This window comes from Streptomyces sp. M41(2017) (assembly GCF_002078175.1).
Classification (GTDB): Bacteria; Actinomycetota; Actinomycetes; order Streptomycetales; family Streptomycetaceae; genus Streptomyces.
On sequence record NZ_MWFK01000001.1, the window covers coordinates 4,657,515 to 4,674,340 of the forward strand.

The 16,826-nt window shown below is 73.0% G+C and carries 14 protein-coding genes and 1 pseudogene; 7 read left to right on the plus strand and 8 right to left on the minus strand.

Annotated elements, in window-relative coordinates; translation table 11 throughout:
- Positions 1–9 precede the first annotated feature (9 nt).
- From B0675_RS20325 to B0675_RS20345, 5 genes and pseudogenes are all read left to right on the plus strand, one after another.
- Complete coding sequence (locus tag B0675_RS20325) at positions 10–963, plus strand: YafY family protein (protein WP_081220238.1); 954 nt, start codon at positions 10–12, stop codon at positions 961–963.
- A 160-nt stretch (positions 964–1,123) separates the two neighbouring features.
- Positions 1,124–1,252: pseudogene (locus B0675_RS20330) on the plus strand (sporulation protein); the annotation flags it as partial.
- A 121-nt stretch (positions 1,253–1,373) separates the two neighbouring features.
- Positions 1,374–1,958, plus strand: coding sequence for a TerD family protein (locus B0675_RS20335; RefSeq protein WP_081220239.1), 585 nt, complete (start codon positions 1,374–1,376; stop codon positions 1,956–1,958).
- Positions 1,959–2,371: 413 nt separating this feature from the next.
- Positions 2,372–3,355, plus strand: coding sequence for a class I SAM-dependent methyltransferase (locus B0675_RS20340; RefSeq protein WP_081220240.1), 984 nt, complete (start codon positions 2,372–2,374; stop codon positions 3,353–3,355).
- 213 nt (positions 3,356–3,568) lie between these two features.
- The gene (locus tag B0675_RS20345; RefSeq protein WP_241539822.1) at positions 3,569–4,330 is read left to right on the plus strand and encodes an SDR family oxidoreductase; all 762 of its coding nucleotides are present in this window, start codon (positions 3,569–3,571) and stop codon (positions 4,328–4,330) included.
- Between the two features lie 116 nt (positions 4,331–4,446).
- On the opposite strand, the gene B0675_RS20350 is transcribed toward B0675_RS20345, so the two are convergent.
- The 4 genes from B0675_RS20350 to B0675_RS20365 form a co-directional block, all read right to left on the minus strand.
- Positions 4,447–5,142 (minus strand): glycoside hydrolase family 75 protein, encoded by a 696-nt coding sequence (locus B0675_RS20350; RefSeq protein ID WP_081220241.1) that lies wholly within the window; start codon positions 5,140–5,142, stop codon positions 4,447–4,449.
- Between the two features lie 178 nt (positions 5,143–5,320).
- Positions 5,321–6,112, minus strand: coding sequence for an aldo/keto reductase (locus B0675_RS20355; protein WP_081221902.1), 792 nt, complete (start codon positions 6,110–6,112; stop codon positions 5,321–5,323).
- A 257-nt stretch (positions 6,113–6,369) separates the two neighbouring features.
- Positions 6,370–8,196: an AMP-dependent synthetase/ligase gene (locus B0675_RS20360; protein ID WP_081220242.1), complete on the minus strand. Its 1,827-nt coding sequence runs from the start codon at positions 8,194–8,196 to the stop codon at positions 6,370–6,372.
- A gap of 689 nt (positions 8,197–8,885) precedes the next feature.
- A complete protein-coding gene (locus tag B0675_RS20365) occupies positions 8,886–9,758 on the minus strand; it encodes a LysR substrate-binding domain-containing protein (protein WP_081221903.1) in 873 nt (290 codons plus the stop codon).
- Positions 9,759–9,943: 185 nt separating this feature from the next.
- Here B0675_RS20365 and B0675_RS20370 point away from each other — a divergent pair, with 185 nt between their 5' ends.
- Positions 9,944–11,053, plus strand: coding sequence for a bile acid:sodium symporter family protein (locus B0675_RS20370; RefSeq protein WP_081220243.1), 1,110 nt, complete (start codon positions 9,944–9,946; stop codon positions 11,051–11,053).
- On the opposite strand, the gene B0675_RS20375 is transcribed toward B0675_RS20370, so the two are convergent.
- Together B0675_RS20375 and B0675_RS20380 are read right to left on the minus strand one after the other, a co-directional pair.
- Positions 10,989–12,224 (minus strand): DUF4185 domain-containing protein, encoded by a 1,236-nt coding sequence (locus tag B0675_RS20375; protein WP_081220244.1) that lies wholly within the window; start codon positions 12,222–12,224, stop codon positions 10,989–10,991. The two genes, B0675_RS20370 and B0675_RS20375, sit on opposite strands and share 65 nt — an antisense overlap.
- A gap of 10 nt (positions 12,225–12,234) precedes the next feature.
- Complete coding sequence (locus tag B0675_RS20380) at positions 12,235–14,241, minus strand: sialidase family protein (RefSeq protein ID WP_179165331.1); 2,007 nt, start codon at positions 14,239–14,241, stop codon at positions 12,235–12,237.
- Positions 14,242–14,639: 398 nt separating this feature from the next.
- Here B0675_RS20380 and B0675_RS20385 point away from each other — a divergent pair, with 398 nt between their 5' ends.
- Positions 14,640–15,182, plus strand: coding sequence for an isochorismatase family protein (locus B0675_RS20385; RefSeq protein WP_081220245.1), 543 nt, complete (start codon positions 14,640–14,642; stop codon positions 15,180–15,182).
- 273 nt (positions 15,183–15,455) lie between these two features.
- Here B0675_RS20385 and B0675_RS20390 read toward each other — a convergent pair whose 3' ends face one another.
- Both B0675_RS20390 and fdhD read right to left on the minus strand, forming a co-directional pair.
- Complete coding sequence (locus B0675_RS20390; protein WP_241539823.1) at positions 15,456–15,650, minus strand: hypothetical protein; 195 nt, start codon at positions 15,648–15,650, stop codon at positions 15,456–15,458.
- Positions 15,651–15,873: 223 nt separating this feature from the next.
- Positions 15,874–16,737 (minus strand): formate dehydrogenase accessory sulfurtransferase FdhD, encoded by an 864-nt coding sequence (gene fdhD / locus B0675_RS20395; protein WP_081220246.1) that lies wholly within the window; start codon positions 16,735–16,737, stop codon positions 15,874–15,876.
- Positions 16,738–16,826: the final 89 nt, after the last annotated feature.

Consider the following 16,826-nt stretch of genomic DNA (forward strand, 5'->3'; position numbering starts at 1 on the left):
CCTGTGTCAGTGAAGTCCAGCCGTCTCGTCTCGATCCTCCTGCTGCTCCAGACCCGTGGACGGCTGACCGCGGCCCAGCTCGCCGAGGAGCTGGAGGTGTCGGTCCGGACGGTGTACCGCGACGTCGAGGCCCTGAGCGCGGCGGGCGTACCGCTCTACGGGGACGCGGGGCACGCGGGCGGCTACCGGCTCCTCGGCGGTTATCGCACCCGTCTCACCGGCCTCACCACCGAGGAGGCCGAGGCCCTCTTCCTCGCCGGGGTGCCCGGACCGGCCGCGGAACTCGGCCTCGGCGCGGTCCTCGCCGCCGCCCAGCTCAAGGTGCGCGCCGCCCTCCCGCACGAGCTGCGCGAGCACGCCGACCGGATCTCCGGACGCTTCCACCTGGACGCGCCGGGCTGGTACGCCGACGCCGACGCGACCCCGTACCTCCCCGCCGTCGCGGACGCCGTCTGGAACAGCCGTGTCCTGCATGTCCGTTACCGCCGCTGGCGGGAGCCGACCGACGTGGAGCGCCGCCTGGAGCCCTACGCCCTCGTCCTCAAGGCGGGCCGCTGGTACGTCGTCGCCGGCCCGGGACCGCGTACCTTCCGCGTCGACCAGATCCTCGAACTCAGGACTCCCGGCGAGGAGTTCACCCGCCCGGACGACTTCGACCTGACGGCCTACTGGACTCGGTACCAGCGTGACTTCCACGACCGGCTGCACCGGGCGGAGGCGGTTCTGCGGATCGCGCCCGGCGCGGCCCCGGGCGGCCTCACGGGACGGGCGGTCGAGGACAACGGGCGTACGGAGGAGGACGGCTGGACACGGGTCACTGTCCCCATCGAGTCGGTCGACCGGGCGCACGACGAGTTCCTGCGTCTCGGTACGGCGATCGAGGTCCTGGAACCTCCCGAACTCCGCGCCCGCCTGGGCGCGACGGTCGCCGAACTGGCCCGGAGGTACGCGCCGCGGACGTGACCACGTCCCCTCCGCCCGCCGGTCCCGTCGGGCGGGAAAGCACCTCCGATCAGGCGACTTGGGAACTTCTTTGCCACCCCGGTGAGTTCTGACAGGGCGGCCGGCGTTGCACCGGCCGGCAGGGAACGACCAGTGCGACGAGTGAAGGAGCAACGCCGGCATGGTGTTCGAACGGCTGCTGGGGGCGACCGGCGTGGGCGGCCCCGCGGTGGACACGGTCCTGGACGCCGGGGCGGTGTCGCCCGGCGGGTCCCTCTCCGGAGAGGTGCGGCTGAGAGGCGGAGGCGCAGCGGGGGAGGACGAGACATAGCGCGTGCCAGGCCCCCGATCGAAGGCCCCGGCTCACGGGCCGAGAGTCCCCAGGCACAATTTGCCTGACGCAGTCCCATCTCGCAGAGGATGATCCACGCATGATGACGCTCACCAAGGAAGACGGCCCGGCGGATCTGGACGGTGTCACCCACCTGTCCATAGGGGTGTCCTGGGACCCCACCTCCGGAAGCAGCGGCGGGGTGCTGGGCGCGCTCCGACGCAAGAGTGGAACCGACCTCGACCTGATCGCCATCGCCATGCAGGGCGGCGAACCGGTGCGCCTCGCGGGCCTCGACTCCCTCGACCCGATGGGCAACGGCTCGCTGCTGCACAGCGGCGACAACCAGACCGGCCGCGGGGACGGCGACGACGAGACCGTCACCGTCGAGTTCGCCCGCGTCCCGCCCAACATCACGTCCATCGTGTTCATCGCCGCCGCCTACAAGAAGGGAAGCTCCTTCCAGAAGGCGCGCAACATCAGCTTCAAGGTGTACGACGCCACCGGGGGCAGCAGCACGCAGGTCGCCGACATCTGGCCGAGCCTGCTGTCGCAGGACAACGGCTGCGCGGTGGCCAAGGCCCAGCGTGACGGCAATGCCTGGAAGCTCCAGGTGATCAATCTGACCGGGAAGATCAAGCAGGGTGACGAGAACGCCCTCATGCGGTTCGCCGTCAGCAAGTGACCGACGGGCGGCGGTCCTTGCCGAGCGGCCCGGGCACCGGGCCGGCGCCGGGGCCGTCGTAGCCGGCCGGACGCCGTCCGGGACGCGTGACGCTGCGCGGCCCCCTTCGCGGGAGGGGGCCGCGGCCTCCCGGCGCCGGGCAAACACCTCCCGGCCGGACGACGCCCCCGGGCCAGGCGCCCCGGGGCCGGGAGGACATCGTCCCCGCGCCCACTCCACGGATCTCCACGCGACGGCCGGCCACCCGCCCCGATCCCCCCGACGGATCACGGGCTCCACCGCGACCGGCCCCGTCCGTTCGCCGCCCCGCGGCCCTCGGGCGGAGCCCCTCTTTTTGCCGTTCGAGCAAGGCGACTGGCCGTTTCCGGGAAGCGCGGGCACGCTGTCGGCATCCCGAGAGAGAGGCTTCCGCCATGGCACAGGACCACGACCACGGGCACGACCCGGCGCACCAGCGGGACGCGGTGGCCGGTGCTCCCGCCCACCAGCACGCGCACGGCCGCACCCACGGCCCCACCCACGGTCACACCCACGTGGACTTCGCCGAGATGCTTCCGCTGCTGGTGCGGGAGGCGGAGCTGTTCTCCCCGGCCTACACCGAGGCCGCGTCGTGGCTGCGCGAGCAGCGCCCCGAGCCGGGACTGGTCGTGGACGCGGGCAGTGGCCCCGGCGTCGTCTCCTGCCTGCTCGCCGAGACCTTTCCCGGCGCGCGGGTCGTCGCCGTGGACGGCGCGGAACCACTGCTCGCGGAGGCCCGGTCCCGCGCCGAACGTCTCGGCGTCGCCGACCGCTTCAGCACCGTGGAGGCCGAACTCCAGGACGGCATCGGGGACGTCGAGTACCCCGCCGACCTGATCTGGGCCAGTCGCTCGCTCCACCACGTCGGCGACCAGCGCGCGGCCCTCGCGGCATTCGTGCGCGGTCTGGCCCCGGGCGGGACCCTCGCCCTCCTCGAAGGCGGCCTGCCCACGCGGTTCCTGCCGCGCGACATCGGCATCGGCCGGCCGGGCCTGCAGGCCCGCGTCGACGCCGTGCACGACGAGTGGTTCACGCGGATGCGGGAGGACCTGCCCGGCGCGGTGTCCGAGACGGAGGACTGGCCGGCCCTGCTCACCGCCGTCGGTCTGCGCCACGCAGCGACCCGCACCTTCCTCGTCGACCTCCCCGCCCCTCTGTCGGACGAGGCCCGCGCCTTCGTCGTCGCCTCCCTCGCCCGCCGGCGCGACGGCCTCGCCGAGGGTCTCACCCCCGAGGACGTCACCACCCTCGACCGCCTCCTCGACCCCGACGACAAGGCGAGCGTCCACCACCGCACCGACACGTTCGTCCTGACGGCGATGACGGTGCACGTGGGTGTGAAGCCGGAGCAGCGGTCCGCAGGCCCGGCACCGGAGTAGCGGTCGGCAGGCCCGGCACCGGCGAGGGTCCGTGCGACGGAGGCCCCGAGACGGCGGGCCGGTCACCCAAGTCCCCTATGCTGGGCGCCCCTTGACATCGAGAGCGCTCCAAGTGATGGACTCCCGGGGTCCGCCGTACACCGGTCCGTGGCAGTGCGGACCCGCGGACGGGCCGTCCGCGAGGCGGTCGGCCGGACTCTCTGGGGGTAGACCATGACCGACACGCGCGCCACATCCGACACCGACACCGGCCGTGACGACGGAGCCGTGCCGGCCTCCGACGCTCCCGTGGCCCTCGTCACCGGCGGCGGCAGCGGTATCGGAGCCGCGGTAGCGCGGCGGCTGCTCGGTGCCGGGCACCGGGTGGCCGTGACGGGGCGCGGGGCGGAGCGGCTGCGCGAGTTCGCGGAGGAACTCGGCAACCCCGAGGGGCTGTTGACGCTCGTCGGACACGCGGCCGAGTACGACCAGGTGCGGGCGGCGGTCGAGGCGACGCTCAAGGAGTTCGGACGGCTCGACACCGTCGTCGCCAACGCGGGATTCGCGACGCACGACACGGTCGCCGAGGGCGACCCGGCCGGCTGGACCGAGATGGTGCTGACGAACGTGCTCGGGCCCGCGCTGCTCATCAGGGCGTCCGTCGAGGCGCTCAAGGAGAGCCGTGGCCGCATCGTGCTGATCGGCAGTGTGGCGGGGCACGTGAACACGCCCGGCAACATCTACGGGGCCACCAAGTGGGCGGTGACCGGGCTCGCCGAGAACACCCGGCGTCAGGTCACCGAGTTCGGCGTGGGCGTGACCCTGATCTCCCCCGGGCGGGTGGAGACGCCGTTCTGGGACAGTTACGGGAGCCTGCCGCCGGGACATCTCCTGACGGCGGACCAGCTCGCCGACTCGATCGTGTGGGCCGTCGGGCAGCCCGCGGGGGTCGACGTGAACACCGTGGTCGTCCGCCCGATCGGCCAGCCCGCCTGAACCCGGCGGCCGGTGAGGCCGTGCCGCGCGAACGGCCTCACCGGCGCGGGAGACCGGCCACCGGCCGCTCCGCGCGAACCTGCTGCGGGGAGCGGCCGACGGCGCGGCGACGTCGGTCAGTTGGCGGCCAGGAACTGCTGGGCCAGCGAATTGCCGAGCGTCACGGCCGCGGTGTGGCTCTCGATGGGCGACACCTGCGAGTTCTTGAACACGATGTACGTCACGCCGGAGTCGGTGCCGCCCGTCTCCGGGTCGGGGTCGATGCCGAGCGCGCTCGCCGTGGCGTACGAGGCCTCACCGATGATGCTCGTCGGACCGGTGTCGCCGACCACCGCGTACTCGACCTTGTTGTTGTATATGACGGCGACCACGCCGCCGCCCTTGATGCCCGAACTCGTGTACTTCCAGATGCTGCTGGTGGACGGCACCACCACGTAGGGCAGCGAATCGGCGCGCAGCGGCTGGCCGTTGGACTGATGGAAGGCCGTGTCGTCCTGGAACCAGGGGTCGGTGTCGGCGCTGCACCTGCTGGTGACCTGGCCGTCGCAGTCGATGTCCATGTCGGCCTTCCAGAACACGGCGCCGTTCTTGCCGCACACGGGAATCGTGGCCGACGTCTCCTCGTCGGTGCGGTACTTGCCGCTGGAGATCTGCGAACAGGACGTCACCTTGGCGAGAAGGGAGGCCGCGCTGACCGATCCCTCCTGTGCCGAGCGGGGGTTGACGGTTCCTGAGGCCTGGGCCGGGAGGGCGGCGCCGGCCAGGAGCGCGGCGCAGGCGGCCGCGGACAGGGTCAGTGTTCGAGTGCGCACTGTGGGGGAACCCTTCTGTTAGGAAACTTTCCTTACTGGGTTGCCGTACAAGGTGGCCCTCCTTGCATGACCGCGTCAAGACCTTCCGCGGAGTCGGTCCGGTCCAGGATGCGAAAAACACCGCCGGCCCGGACGCTTCGAAGCGTCCGGGCCGGCGGTGGTGGCCGGTGCGGTCCGGTCAGCCGATCTCGAAGGTGGCCGGGTCCGGGCCGAGCCGGCGGTCCTCGTTCAGGGCGGAGATGGCGGCGATGTCCTCGGTGTCGAGGGAGAAGTCGAACACGTCGATGTTCTCCTTGATCCGCGACGGGGTCACGGACTTCGGGATCACGACGTTGCCGAGCTGGATGTGCCAGCGCAGGACGACCTGTGCGGGGGTGCGGCCGTGCTTCTGGGCGATCGCGACGATCGCCGGAACCTCCAGGAGGCCCTTGCCCTGGCCCAGCGGCGACCAGGCCTCGGTCGTGATGCCCTGCTCCGCGTGGAACTCACGGGCGGCGTTCTGCTGGAGGTGCGGGTGCAGCTCGATCTGGTTGACGGCCGGGATGACGGACGTCTCGTCGATCAGCTTCGCCAGGTGCTCCGGCAGGAAGTTCGACGTGCCGATGGCCTTGGCGCGGCCGTCGGCGTGGATCTTCTCGAAGGCCTTGAACGACTCGATCGCCGTGCCGCGGGAGGGCATCGGCCAGTGGATCAGGTACAGATCCACGTGGTCCAGGCCCAGCTTCTCCAGCGAGGTGTCGAAGGCGCGCAGGGTGGAGTCGTACCCCTGGTCGCTGTTCCAGAGCTTGGTGGTGACGAAGAGTTCCTCGCGGGGGACGCCCGACGCGGCGATGGCCTTGCCGGTGCCCTCCTCGTTGCCGTAGATCGCCGCGGTGTCGATGCTGCGGTACCCGGACTCCAGCGCGGTGGCGACCGCCCGCTCCGCCTCGTCGTCCGGCACCTGCCAGACACCGAAGCCCAGCTGCGGCATCTCGACGCCGTTGTTCAGGATGATCGGGGGGACCTTGCTCACGAGCTCTCGATCCTTCAGTCGTCGGGTGGTACTCCCATGGTCAACGATCACGGCCCGTGATGCATTCCTGACCGGGCCCGTGGTCCTGTGAAATACAGATTGGCCGAAAGGCCCACCGCGCCGACCCCACCGCGCCGACCCCACCGCGCCGACCCCACCGCGCCGACCCCACCGCGCCGGCCTTCGCCGCGTACCGCGCCCGCGCCGTCCTGCCGCTACGCCCGGTACAGCGCCTCGACCTCCGTCGTGTACGCCTTCTCGATCGCCTTGCGCTTCAGCTTCAGCGAGGGGGTGAGCAGCCCGTGCTCCTCGGTGAACTGGTGGGCCAGTATCCGGAACGTACGGATCGACTCGGCCTGCGAGACCAGCGTGTTCGCGGCGACCACGGCGCGCCGCACCTCGGTCTCCAGGTCGGCGTCGCGCACCAGGTCGCCGGCGGCCAGCTGCGGCTTGCCCCGCATCTGGAGCCAGTGCTCGACCGCCTCGGAGTCGAGGGTGACGAGCGCCGCGATGTAGGGACGGTCGTTGCCGACCACGATGCACTGCGCCACCAGCGGATGGTCGCGCACCCGCTCCTCCAGCACGCCCGGCGAGACGCTCTTGCCCCCGGAGGTCACCAGGATCTCCTTCTTGCGCCCGGTGATCGTGAGATAGCCGTCCTCGTCCAGGGAGCCGAGGTCACCGGTGGCGAGCCAGCCGTCGTGCAGGGTGGCGTCCGTGGCCTTGTCGTTGTTGAGGTAGCCCTGGAACACGTTGCCGCCGTGCAGCCAGATCTCGCCGTCGTCCGCGATGTGCACGGTGGTGCCCGGGATGGCCTGTCCGACGGTGCCGAACCGGGTGCGCTCGGGCGGGTTCGCGGTCGCGGCGGCCGTGGACTCGGTGAGCCCGTAGCCCTCGTAGATGACGACGCCCGCGCCCGCGAAGAACAGTCCGAGCCGCCGGTCCATCGCCGAACCGCCCGACATGGCGTGCTTGACCCGGCCGCCCATCGCGGCCCGCACCTTGGAGTAGACGAGCTTGTCGAAGACCTGGTGCTGCATGCGCAGACTCGCGGAGGGGCCGGGGCCGATGCCCCAGGCCTTCGACTCGACGGCGTCCGCGTAGCGCACGGCGACGTCGACGGCCTTCTCGAAGGGGCCCGATCTGCCTTCCTTCTCGGCCTTGCGGCGCGCGGCGTTGAACACCTTCTCGAAGATGTAGGGCACGGCCAGGAAGAAGGTCGGCCGGAAGGCGGCCAGGTCCGGCAGCAGCGCGGCCGCGTTCAGCTGCGGCTGGTGCCCGAACTTGACCCTCCCGCGCACCGCGGCCACCTGCACCATCCGCCCGAAGACGTGCGCGAGCGGCAGGAACAGCAGGGTCGCCGCCTCGTCGCCGCGCTTGGAGTGGAAGACCGGCTCCCAGCGCTCGATGACGGTGTCCGCCTCGAACATGAAGTTCTCGTGCGACAGGACACAGCCCTTGGGCCGCCCCGTCGTCCCCGAGGTGTAGATGATCGTCGCGGTCGACTCGGGGGTGACGGCCCGGCGGTGCCGGTGCACCACGTCGTCGTCGATGTGCGCGCCGGCCTCGTACAGCTCGTGCACCGCGCCCGCGTCGAGCTGCCACAGCTGCTGCAGCGTGGGCAGCCGGTCCACGACCGTGGCGATGGTCATCGCGTGGTCCTCGTGCTCCACCATGATCGCCGACACCTGCGCGTCGTGCAGCATCCAGAAGACCTGCTCGGCGGAGGACGTGGGATAGACGGGCACGACCTGGGCGCCGACCGTCCACAGGGCGAAGTCGAAGAGGGTCCACTCGTAGCGGGTGCGGCACATGATGGCGACGCGGTCGCCGAACCGCACGCCCTGGGCGAGGAGGCCCTTGGCCAGGGCCAGGACCTCGTCGCGGAACTCGGCGGCGGTGACGTCGCGCCACTCTCCCCGCTCGTCCTTGCGGCCGAGCGCGATGCGCAGCGGATCCTCCTGGGCATACTCGAAGACGACGTCGGCCAGGCCGCCCACCGGCGGCGCCGACGCCAACGGGGGGTTGGTGAACTCGCGCAATACCGCTCCTCGTGGCGCTCCGCACAGCGCCGTGAAAGCTACCCCACCCCGAGAGCGGACGGGAGGGGGCTCGAACCGCCGACGGACACGGCGTCCGCACTGGTCAGCCGAGGAAATGCCCGCACAAGGGGAAGGGCCGGACAGAATTGCCTACGGTTCCGTAGGTTTCGGGTCCGCAATCTCCACGGAATCTGTACGACCCCGCACCAGTCCGCGGCGCCACCCGCGCCGGAGAGGAATCCTCCCCCTCCGGGAGCCCCCCGAACCCTCCCGGCCGACCCCGGGACCCCCCTTCCCGCCCGGCGCGGCGCGCTTCCCGAGCCCGCGGCAGCCCCCACCGGCCCAGCATCACGCCGACGAAGGCGGGCTTGCGCGGCAGCGCCGGACCGAGCAGCGGCCCCGCCACCCGCCCCCCGCCACTCGACGATGACGAAGGCGAGCAGCGCGCCGCCGCGACCGCGAAGGAGCCGGTGGTCACGGCCGAGGCCCAGCCGTCGGACCCCGCCCGCACGACCGCGAAGGTCGTCGCTCCCGTGAAGGAGGTGACCGCCGTCGTCCCCGACACGGCCGGCCTCGCCGCGCAGCTGAGCGGCCCGCTCGGCCGGCTCGACGGTGTCCGGTACGTGGAGACCACGCCGTTCCTGCGCCGGGTCGAGCGGCTCACGTACACCCCGCCCCGCCGACCTCCGTCAGCCGCGCCGCCCCCGGTGCAGCCGGTCCCCGCCGGCCAGGACCGCCGCCGCGAGCGCGTCCGCCGCCCCCTGTGCCGACGGCCTCCGTCGCCCGTGCACCAGCACGAAGTCCACCTCGCCCAGCGTGGGCAGGCCCGCCCGCTCCGGGACCCGGACCAGCCCCGGCGGCACGAGTCCCCGGGAGTGCGCCATGACGCCGAGACCCGCGCGGGCCGCGGCGATCAGCCCGTTGAGGCTGCCGCTGGTGCAGGCGATGCGCCAGGACCGGCCCTGGAGCTCCAGCGCCTCCAGGGCGAGGGCCCGGGTGATGCCCGGTGGCGGATAGACGATCAGCGGCACCGGGCGGTCGGGGTCGAGGCGCAGCCGCGGGGCGCCGATCCACACCAGGTGGTCGTGCCAGACGAGTTGGCCGACCGGGTCCTCGGGCCGCCGCTTCGCCAGCACCAGATCGAGGTGGCCCGCCGCCAACCGCTCGTGCAGGATGCCCGACAGCTCGACCGTCAGCTCCAGGTCGACCTCGGGATGGTCGGAGCGGAACCCCTCCAGGATCTCGGGCAGCCGGGTGAGCACGAAGTCCTCGGAGGCGCCGAAGCGCAGCCGGCCGCGCAGCCGTGTCCCCGCGAAGAACGCCGTGGCCTGGTCCTGCACCTCCAGGATCCGCCGCGCGAACCCGAGCATCGCCTCGCCGTCCTCGGTGAGCTCCACGGAGTGCGTGTCCCGGGAGAAGAACTGCCGCCCCGCCGCGTCCTCCAGCCGCCGCACGTGCTGGCTGACCGTCGACTGGCGCACCCCGAGCCGCCGGGCTGCCTGCGTGAAGCTGAGGGTCTGCGCCACCGCAAGGAACGTACGCAGCTGCGAAGGGTCGTACATGCCGGCCACGTTATCGTGGAACGTGATGACAGTCAGAGCGGTGTGAAGGATTCCCGATCGCGCAGGGGGAGAGGACGATGGAGAGGGCACGATCCGGGCCGGCCCGCACGGCACCCCGGCCGGCCCCGACCGACGCACCGAGCGAGTAGTGGAGCACCGTGAAACGCCTGCAGTGGCCGAGTTGGATGCCGATCGATCCGTACATCCTGCTGTTGCTCGGGACCGTGGGGCTCGCCGCCCTGTTCCCGGCGAGCGGGACGGGGGCGGACGTCGCCTCGGGGGCGTCCACGGCGGCGATCGCGTTCCTCTTCTTCCTGTACGGCGCCCGGCTGTCGACCCGTGAGGCGGTGGAGGGCGTCAAGCACTGGCGGCTGCACACCACGGTGCTGGTGTGCACCTTCGTGGTGTTCCCGCTGCTCGGCCTCGCCGCCCGGGGCCTGGTCCCGGTCTTCCTGACGCACGACCTGTACACCGGTCTGCTCTTCCTCACCCTCGTTCCCTCGACCATCCAGTCGTCGATCGCCTTCACCTCGATCGCGCGCGGCAATGTGCCCGCCGCGATCTGCGCCGGCTCCTTCTCCTCGCTGGCCGGCATCGTCGTCACGCCGCTGCTCGCCGCCGCCCTGCTCGGCAACAGCGGCGGCGGGTTCTCCGCCGACTCGCTCGTCAAGATCGTGCTGCAACTGCTCGTCCCGTTCGTCGCCGGACAGGTGCTGCGGCCCTGGATCGGCGCGTTCATCACCCGGCACAAGAAGGTCCTCGGCTACGTCGACCGCGGGTCGATCCTGCTCGTCGTCTACACCGCGTTCAGCGAGGGCATGGTGCAGGGCATCTGGCACCAGGTCAGCGCCGTGCGGCTGGCGGGGCTCCTGGCCGTCGAGGCGGTGCTGCTCGCCGTGATGCTGGTCCTCACCTGGTACGGCGGCAAGGCGCTGCACTTCGGGAGGGAGGACCGGATCGCCCTTCAGTTCGCCGGGTCGAAGAAGTCGCTCGCCTCCGGACTGCCCATGGCCAGCGTGCTGTTCGGCGCCCACGCCTCGCTCGCCGTGCTCCCCCTGATGCTCTTCCACCAGATGCAGCTGATGGTGTGCGCGGTGATCGCCAAGCGCCGCGCCCGCGACCCCGAGGCGACGGGACCGTCCGACGGGACCGGACCGGACCGCCCGGACGCGACGACGGGCACCGGCCGAACGCGCGGTGCGGGCGGCACGGCCGGACCGGGCGGGAACCCTAGGAAGGCGCCCCCAGGCGCAGCGTCACGAAGCGCGGTCGGTACAGGGACACGTTCCGGCTGAGGTTCGTCTGTGCCGCACCGCCCGTGGTGTCCAGCCAGTTGACGTCGTAGCTCAGGACGATCCGGCCGCCCCCGTCCAGTTCGGGATGGGCCTGCGGGTTGTACGCGGCCACCTCGCCCCGGGGCAGCGGCGGACGGAAGCCCCTGCCGGGCCCGTGCCAGGGCCCGGTCGGCGCGCACGCCCAGTACGAGGCGACCGTGGTCAGGCCCGCGGTGCCCGCCGCCATGGTGAACAGGACGTACGTCCCGCCGTCCCGCACGACGGTGAACGCGCTGCCCACACCCGTGCTCCGGCCGTTCCCGAGCACCGGCGCGGGACGTCCCCGTACCGTCCACGCCGTGCCGTCCCAGTACTCCCAGGCCCCCGGCTCGCCGAGCCGGCCGCTCGGCACCCGCGCCACGTACGCCCGCGACGCCGGGCGCCCGACGGCGCGGCCGTCGTCGCCGCCGAAGACGTAGGTCCAGCCGTCCGCGTCGACGGCCGTGGTGCCGAGGAGGACCCGCTGGGAGGCGTCCCGCACGGGACGCTGGTCCAGGACCGTCGTGATGCCTTCGAGGCGCAGCGCGGGCAGGGACAGCGTGGCGACCTCGGTGGCCACGGGCACCCCGTAGATCCAGGGCGCCGGGCCCGTGGAGCGCGTCCACAGCAGGACGCGCAGGACCTGCTCGCCGGAGCCGGGGGAGCGGGGTTCGACGCGGGCCGCCACCGGCCAGCGCCACTGCTGGGGCGCCGGGTCGGGGAACAGCGGCGCGGGCAGCGTGCTCAGCAGTCGGCCGTCGCGCGACATCACGACCGCCGCGTTGCGCACGAGGGGTGTGCTCGCGTCACGCCAGGCGTACGACTCGCCGACCGGGTTCGGCGGCGCGTACACCCGCCCGAGATAGGTGTCCGAGAACAGCCACAGCACCCGGCCGTCCGGCAGCCGCACCGAGTGGGTCCCGTCGCCGCCGGTCCAGTCGTCGGCGCGGCCGGCGTCGTCCCCGTACCGCGCGAACGCGTCCGTGCGCCGGGCGTCCACGGTCCACGACCGGACGGTGCGGGCGGCGCACGTGTCGCCGCCCTCCCGGTCGCGGTCCGGGAGGGCGGTGAGCAGCACGGCGGCCGAGACCAGGGCCAGCAGCACGCCGAGCCCGGTCCCGGTCCGCCGTCGCCGCGTTGCGTCGTCGGGCACGGGCGGGACGTTAGCGGCCTCCGCGCACCCGGTCCATGGGGAGCCACAGGACGGTGTCGCGGGTGACGTGCGCCGCGTGCCCGGCCGCCTGCTCGGCGTCGCTCAACGCCCGGTCCTGGACGCGCACGTCGTCGATGGCACCGGTGAAGTAGGCGCGGCTGTCGGTCCGTTGGCCGATGTGAACCCCGAACGGTGCGTTCCGGCTGACAGATCCGGGCACGTCCGCGGTGCTCACGGCCACCCCGTCGACGGACAGGGTGAGCTGCCCGCCGCCGCGGCGCAGCGCCAGACGGTGCCACCGGCCGTCGTTGTACGCGCCCGTGGTCCGCACGGACGCGGTGGCCGGGGCCGCCGCACCGTTCCTCGTGGTGATGAGACCGGTGATCCGGCCGGACGCCGGCTCCCCGCGCACCCACACCTGGGGCTGTGTCGTCCCGATCCCGCCCATCCACAGCAGGGGCTGTTCACCGGTGGTGGCCGTGTAACGGAACCAGAGGGAGGCCGTGAAGTCCTTCACGCCCAGCGGTAGTCGGCTGCTGTAGGGCAGGCGTACGGCGTCGTCGGTGCCGTCGAACTCCAGCGCCCCGCCCCGGACGCCCGCCGTCTCGTGGGCACCGCCGAGGACCGCGGCGGGCCGGGCGAACGGCACGAGGTCGGCGGTCGTCGGGTCGGGGCCCCGGCGGGGCCGGAGCCAGTCCTCGGTGAAGCGGGCGAAGCGGATCTCGTCGCGTGCGTCGACCGCGCCGCCCTCGTACAGCAGGCCCACCGCGTCGCCGTCGATCCGCACGAGGTCGGAGTAGCCCGACCAGTCGGTGGTCACGACGGTGCCCCGGTCGACGCTGTCCCACGTGCGGCCGCCGTCGTAGGAGGAGCGGATCATCATCGTCCGGCGGCGGTCCGGGTCGCCGGGGCAGGCCAGCAGGATCCGGCCGCCGACGCGCAGGACCGAACCCTGCACCTGCGGCGCGTACAGGTCGGGGAGGGCGGCGAAGGGCGACACGAAGCTGTCGCCGCCGTCCCGGCTCACCGCCTGGGTGCGGTGTCCCAGGTCGGTGCCGTCCTGCTCGCGGCCGCTGACCAGGACCGATCCGTCGGTCCGCTCGGTGAGCGTCATCTCGGACGGCTTCTGCCGGAAGGTCCCGTCGTCCGCGATCGGCCAGGAGTCCCGGGCGCCGATGTCCCAGTGGTCGCCGCCGTCGTCACTGGTGATGAGCGCGGCGTTGTTGGCGGTGACCCGGCTGCCGTTCCACGTCTCGGTGTTGACGGCGAAGACGAGGCGTCCCGCGTGGCGTCCGCGGGTGAGCTGGATGCCGTGCACCGGGCCGGTGGCGTACCAGGAGTTCCAGTCCGCGGGCAGGATCTCGTCGCTCAGGTCGCGCGGCTGCGACCAGCTGAGGCCGTCGTCGTCGCTGTACTGGAGGTGGGGGGTGCGGTCGCACGGCACGGAGCAGCTCGCGCTGTCGGTCCGGCCGGTGTTGTAGGTCTCGGCGAGCAGGATCCGGCCCGTCTCGCGGTCGACGACCGGGGTGGGGTTGCCGTGGGTGTCGCCCTCCCCGTCGTTGACGACGCTCAGCGGGCTCCAGGTGCGGCCGCCGTCGTCGGAGCGCTTCACCACGATGTCGATGTCCGCCGCGTCGCCGCAGTTCAGGACGCGTCCCTCGGCGAACGCCAGCAGCGTCCCGTCGGTGGTCCGCACGACCGACGGGATGCGGAAGCAGGCGTAGCCGGGGTCCTGGGAGGCCTTGAACAGCACCTGTTGCTCGAACGCGCCGGGCGCGGTGGCGGTGGCTGGAGCGGTGGCGGCGGCCGTGACGGTGTCGGCCGGTGCGGCGTGGGCCGTGCCGGGCAGTGCGAGCAGTGCGACGGCGGCGAGGAGGGCCGTGAGGGCGGCGACCGGACGGGTGCGGGAGGGGTGGCGCGGTCGGGGGGTGGAGACGGGCCGTCGGCGGGCGGGTAAGCGCGGGCCCGGTCGCGCGGCGAGGACGGATCTCGGACGGCTGCGGAGGCGTGACGGCATGGTGCGACCTGCCCTTCGTACGGCTGGGCAATCCGGATTCTCTGGACATCCCACGTCCAACGTTCGCGCCGCAGACGCTACTTGGGGCCTCGCGCACCTCACAAGGAGCGTGCACCGGTCGTGTTCACGCCATGTTTTCGCCTGCCCGGCCAGGGGCGTCGGCGCGTTCGTGCGCAAGATCACCTTGCCTCGGCCCGCCTCGGTGGGACCGGACGCGGGACGGCCGCGCGTGTCGGTTCGTGGCGGTACGGCGGACGGGCGCGGGAGGGGCCGGGACCGCGGGAACGCGGGCCGCCCCGGCCCGCCGTGCCCCGCCCGACGGCCCCGGCGAGAGCAGTTCACGGGCCTGTTGATCCGGATTTCCGGTACGGACGGCTGATGCGGGCTAACGTTCCGTCATGACCGCACCCGAAGCCGAACCCCGTCTCGCCCTCGATCCGGCGTGCACCGCCCTCGTGCTCGTCGATCTGATGGAGCGCATCGTGGCGCTGCCCCTGGCGCCCCACAAGGGCACCGAAGTCCTGGCCACCGCGGAGGAGTTGGCGGCCGCCTTCCGCAAGGCGGGCGCGCTCGTCGTGCTCGTCCGGGTCGAGCGGTCCGGCGTGCCCGAGCAGCCTCCCGGCAGCGGACTCGTCGCCGGGCTCGCCGAGGCGGGCGACCTGGAGATCGTGAAGCGGACCATCGGCGGGTTCCAGGGCACCGGCCTCGACGACAAGCTGCGCGAACATGGTGTCTCCACCCTGGTGTTCGGCGGGATCGCCACCAATCTCGGGGTCGAGTCGACCGCGCGCGCCGCCGGAGACCTCGGCTACGACCTCGTCTTCGTCGAGGACGCGATGGCCGCGTTCACCGCCCCCGAGCACGACGCCTCCATCCGGCTGGACTTCCCCCGCCTCGGCACGGTCGTGGCGGCGGCGGAGGTGCGCTTCACGAGTCGGTGAGCGGCGGACCGGGGAAGCCGGTGTGCGGCCCAGTGCGGGTACCGGGTGAGCCGGTGTGCCTCGTCACGTCCCGATGGGCGCCGCGGACCGACGATCCCGCCGAGGTGCGCCGGGCGCCGGTGAGCATTCCGGGTGTCGGGACGTGCATCCGGCCATGTGCCCCGCCGTGCGGCGCGTCCCACCGCGCGGCCCCGTCCGATGCGCGTGCCGGACCGGCCCGCCGGTCCGGCGCCCCGCTTCGGCCCGGCGCCGCACGTCCGGCGGCGCCGTTCCTCAGACCGGCACCCCGCGCCCGTCCACGACGACCACCGAGCCGGTGCTGCAGCCACCGCGCATCAGGTACAGGTGGGCCTCGGCGATGTCCTCCGGTTCGCCCGCCCGGCCGACGGGCGGGGAGCCTGCGGCGGACGCGAACAGTCCGTCGCGGTCCTCGGCGGGCAGCTTCCGCCACAGCTCCGTGCGGACCACCCCGTGGCCGCGCAGTACTCCCGGCCGGACATCGCCTACGTGCCCGTCGCGGACGTCCCGCCCGACCAGGTGTCCCTCGCCCGGGAGGTGGGCCGCCGCACCCCTGGTCGCCGCGTTCGCCGAGGTCGCGGGGGGGGGGGTACGCGGCTGAGGCGGGGCCCCTCCGGCGCAGGGGGCGCACCCCGCCGTTCGGGGCCCCGCCGCCGTGTCGCGGGGAGCCGGGTCAGCCCTGGGCGGCCGCGGCCCGCAGAGCGATCCGGTGCTCGCCCGCGTACACGTTCATGTTGGAGCCGCGCAGGAAGCCGACCAGGGTCAGGCCCGTCTCCGCGGCCAGGTCGACCGCGAGCGACGACGGGGCGGAGACCGCCGCCAGCACCGGGATGCCGGCCATCACCGCTTTCTGCGCCAGCTCGAAGGAGGCCCGGCCGGAGACCAGCAGGACCGTCCGGGACAGCGGGAGCGTGCCGTTCTGCAGGGCGCGGCCGACCAGCTTGTCGACCGCGTTGTGCCGGCCCACGTCCTCGCGGACGTCCACCAGCTCACCGTCCTCGGTGAACAGCGCCGCCGCGTGCAGACCCCCGGTCCGGTCGAAGACCTGCTGGGCCGCGCGCAGCCGGTCGGGGAGGCGTGCGAGCAGTTCGGGCTCCAGCCGTACCGGGGGAGTCGTGTCGCCCGCCGTGTCGTCGACGGGCCAGCGGGCCGTGGTGCGGACCGCGTCGAGGCTCGCCTTGCCGCACAGGCCGCAGGAGGACGTCGTGTACACGTTGCGTTCGAGCGTGATGTCGGGGATGACGACGCCCGGCGCGGTCCGCACGTCGACGACGTTGTAGCTGTTGGAGCCGTCCACGGTGGCGCCGGCGCAGTACACGATGTTCTGCAGCTCCTCCGCCGCGCCCAGCACCCCCTCGCTGACCAGGAAGCCCGCCGCGAGCGCGAAGTCGTCGCCCGGGGTGCGCATCGTGATGGCGAGGGGCTTGCCGTTGAGACGGATCTCCAGCGGCTCCTCGGCGACCAGCGTGTCGGGGCGGGTGTTCACCGCCCCGTCCCGGATGCGGATCACCTTGCGTCGTTCCGTGACTCGTCCCATGTCCTGATCAGTCCCGGTTCTGTCCGTGCGGCCGGCCGGAGAGGCCCTTCATGCGGCGGTTGCCGTGCGGGCCACCGGCCCGTCGCGCG

Coding starts and splice junctions, on each gene's coding strand:
- B0675_RS20335 (WP_081220239.1), top strand. CDS start 1,374: ATGATGACGCTCACCAAGGAAGACGGCCCGGCGGATCTGGACGGTGTC.
- B0675_RS20340 (WP_081220240.1), top strand. CDS start 2,372: ATGGCACAGGACCACGACCACGGGCACGACCCGGCGCACCAGCGGGAC.
- B0675_RS20345 (WP_241539822.1), top strand. CDS start 3,569: ATGACCGACACGCGCGCCACATCCGACACCGACACCGGCCGTGACGAC.
- B0675_RS20355 (WP_081221902.1), bottom strand. CDS start 6,112: ATGCCGCAGCTGGGCTTCGGTGTCTGGCAGGTGCCGGACGACGAGGCG.
- B0675_RS20365 (WP_081221903.1), bottom strand. CDS start 9,758: ATGTACGACCCTTCGCAGCTGCGTACGTTCCTTGCGGTGGCGCAGACC.
- B0675_RS20370 (WP_081220243.1), top strand. CDS start 9,944: ATGCCGATCGATCCGTACATCCTGCTGTTGCTCGGGACCGTGGGGCTC.
- B0675_RS20380 (WP_179165331.1), bottom strand. CDS start 14,241: ATGCCGTCACGCCTCCGCAGCCGTCCGAGATCCGTCCTCGCCGCGCGA.
- B0675_RS20385 (WP_081220245.1), top strand. CDS start 14,640: ATGACCGCACCCGAAGCCGAACCCCGTCTCGCCCTCGATCCGGCGTGC.
- fdhD (WP_081220246.1), bottom strand. CDS start 16,737: ATGGGACGAGTCACGGAACGACGCAAGGTGATCCGCATCCGGGACGGG.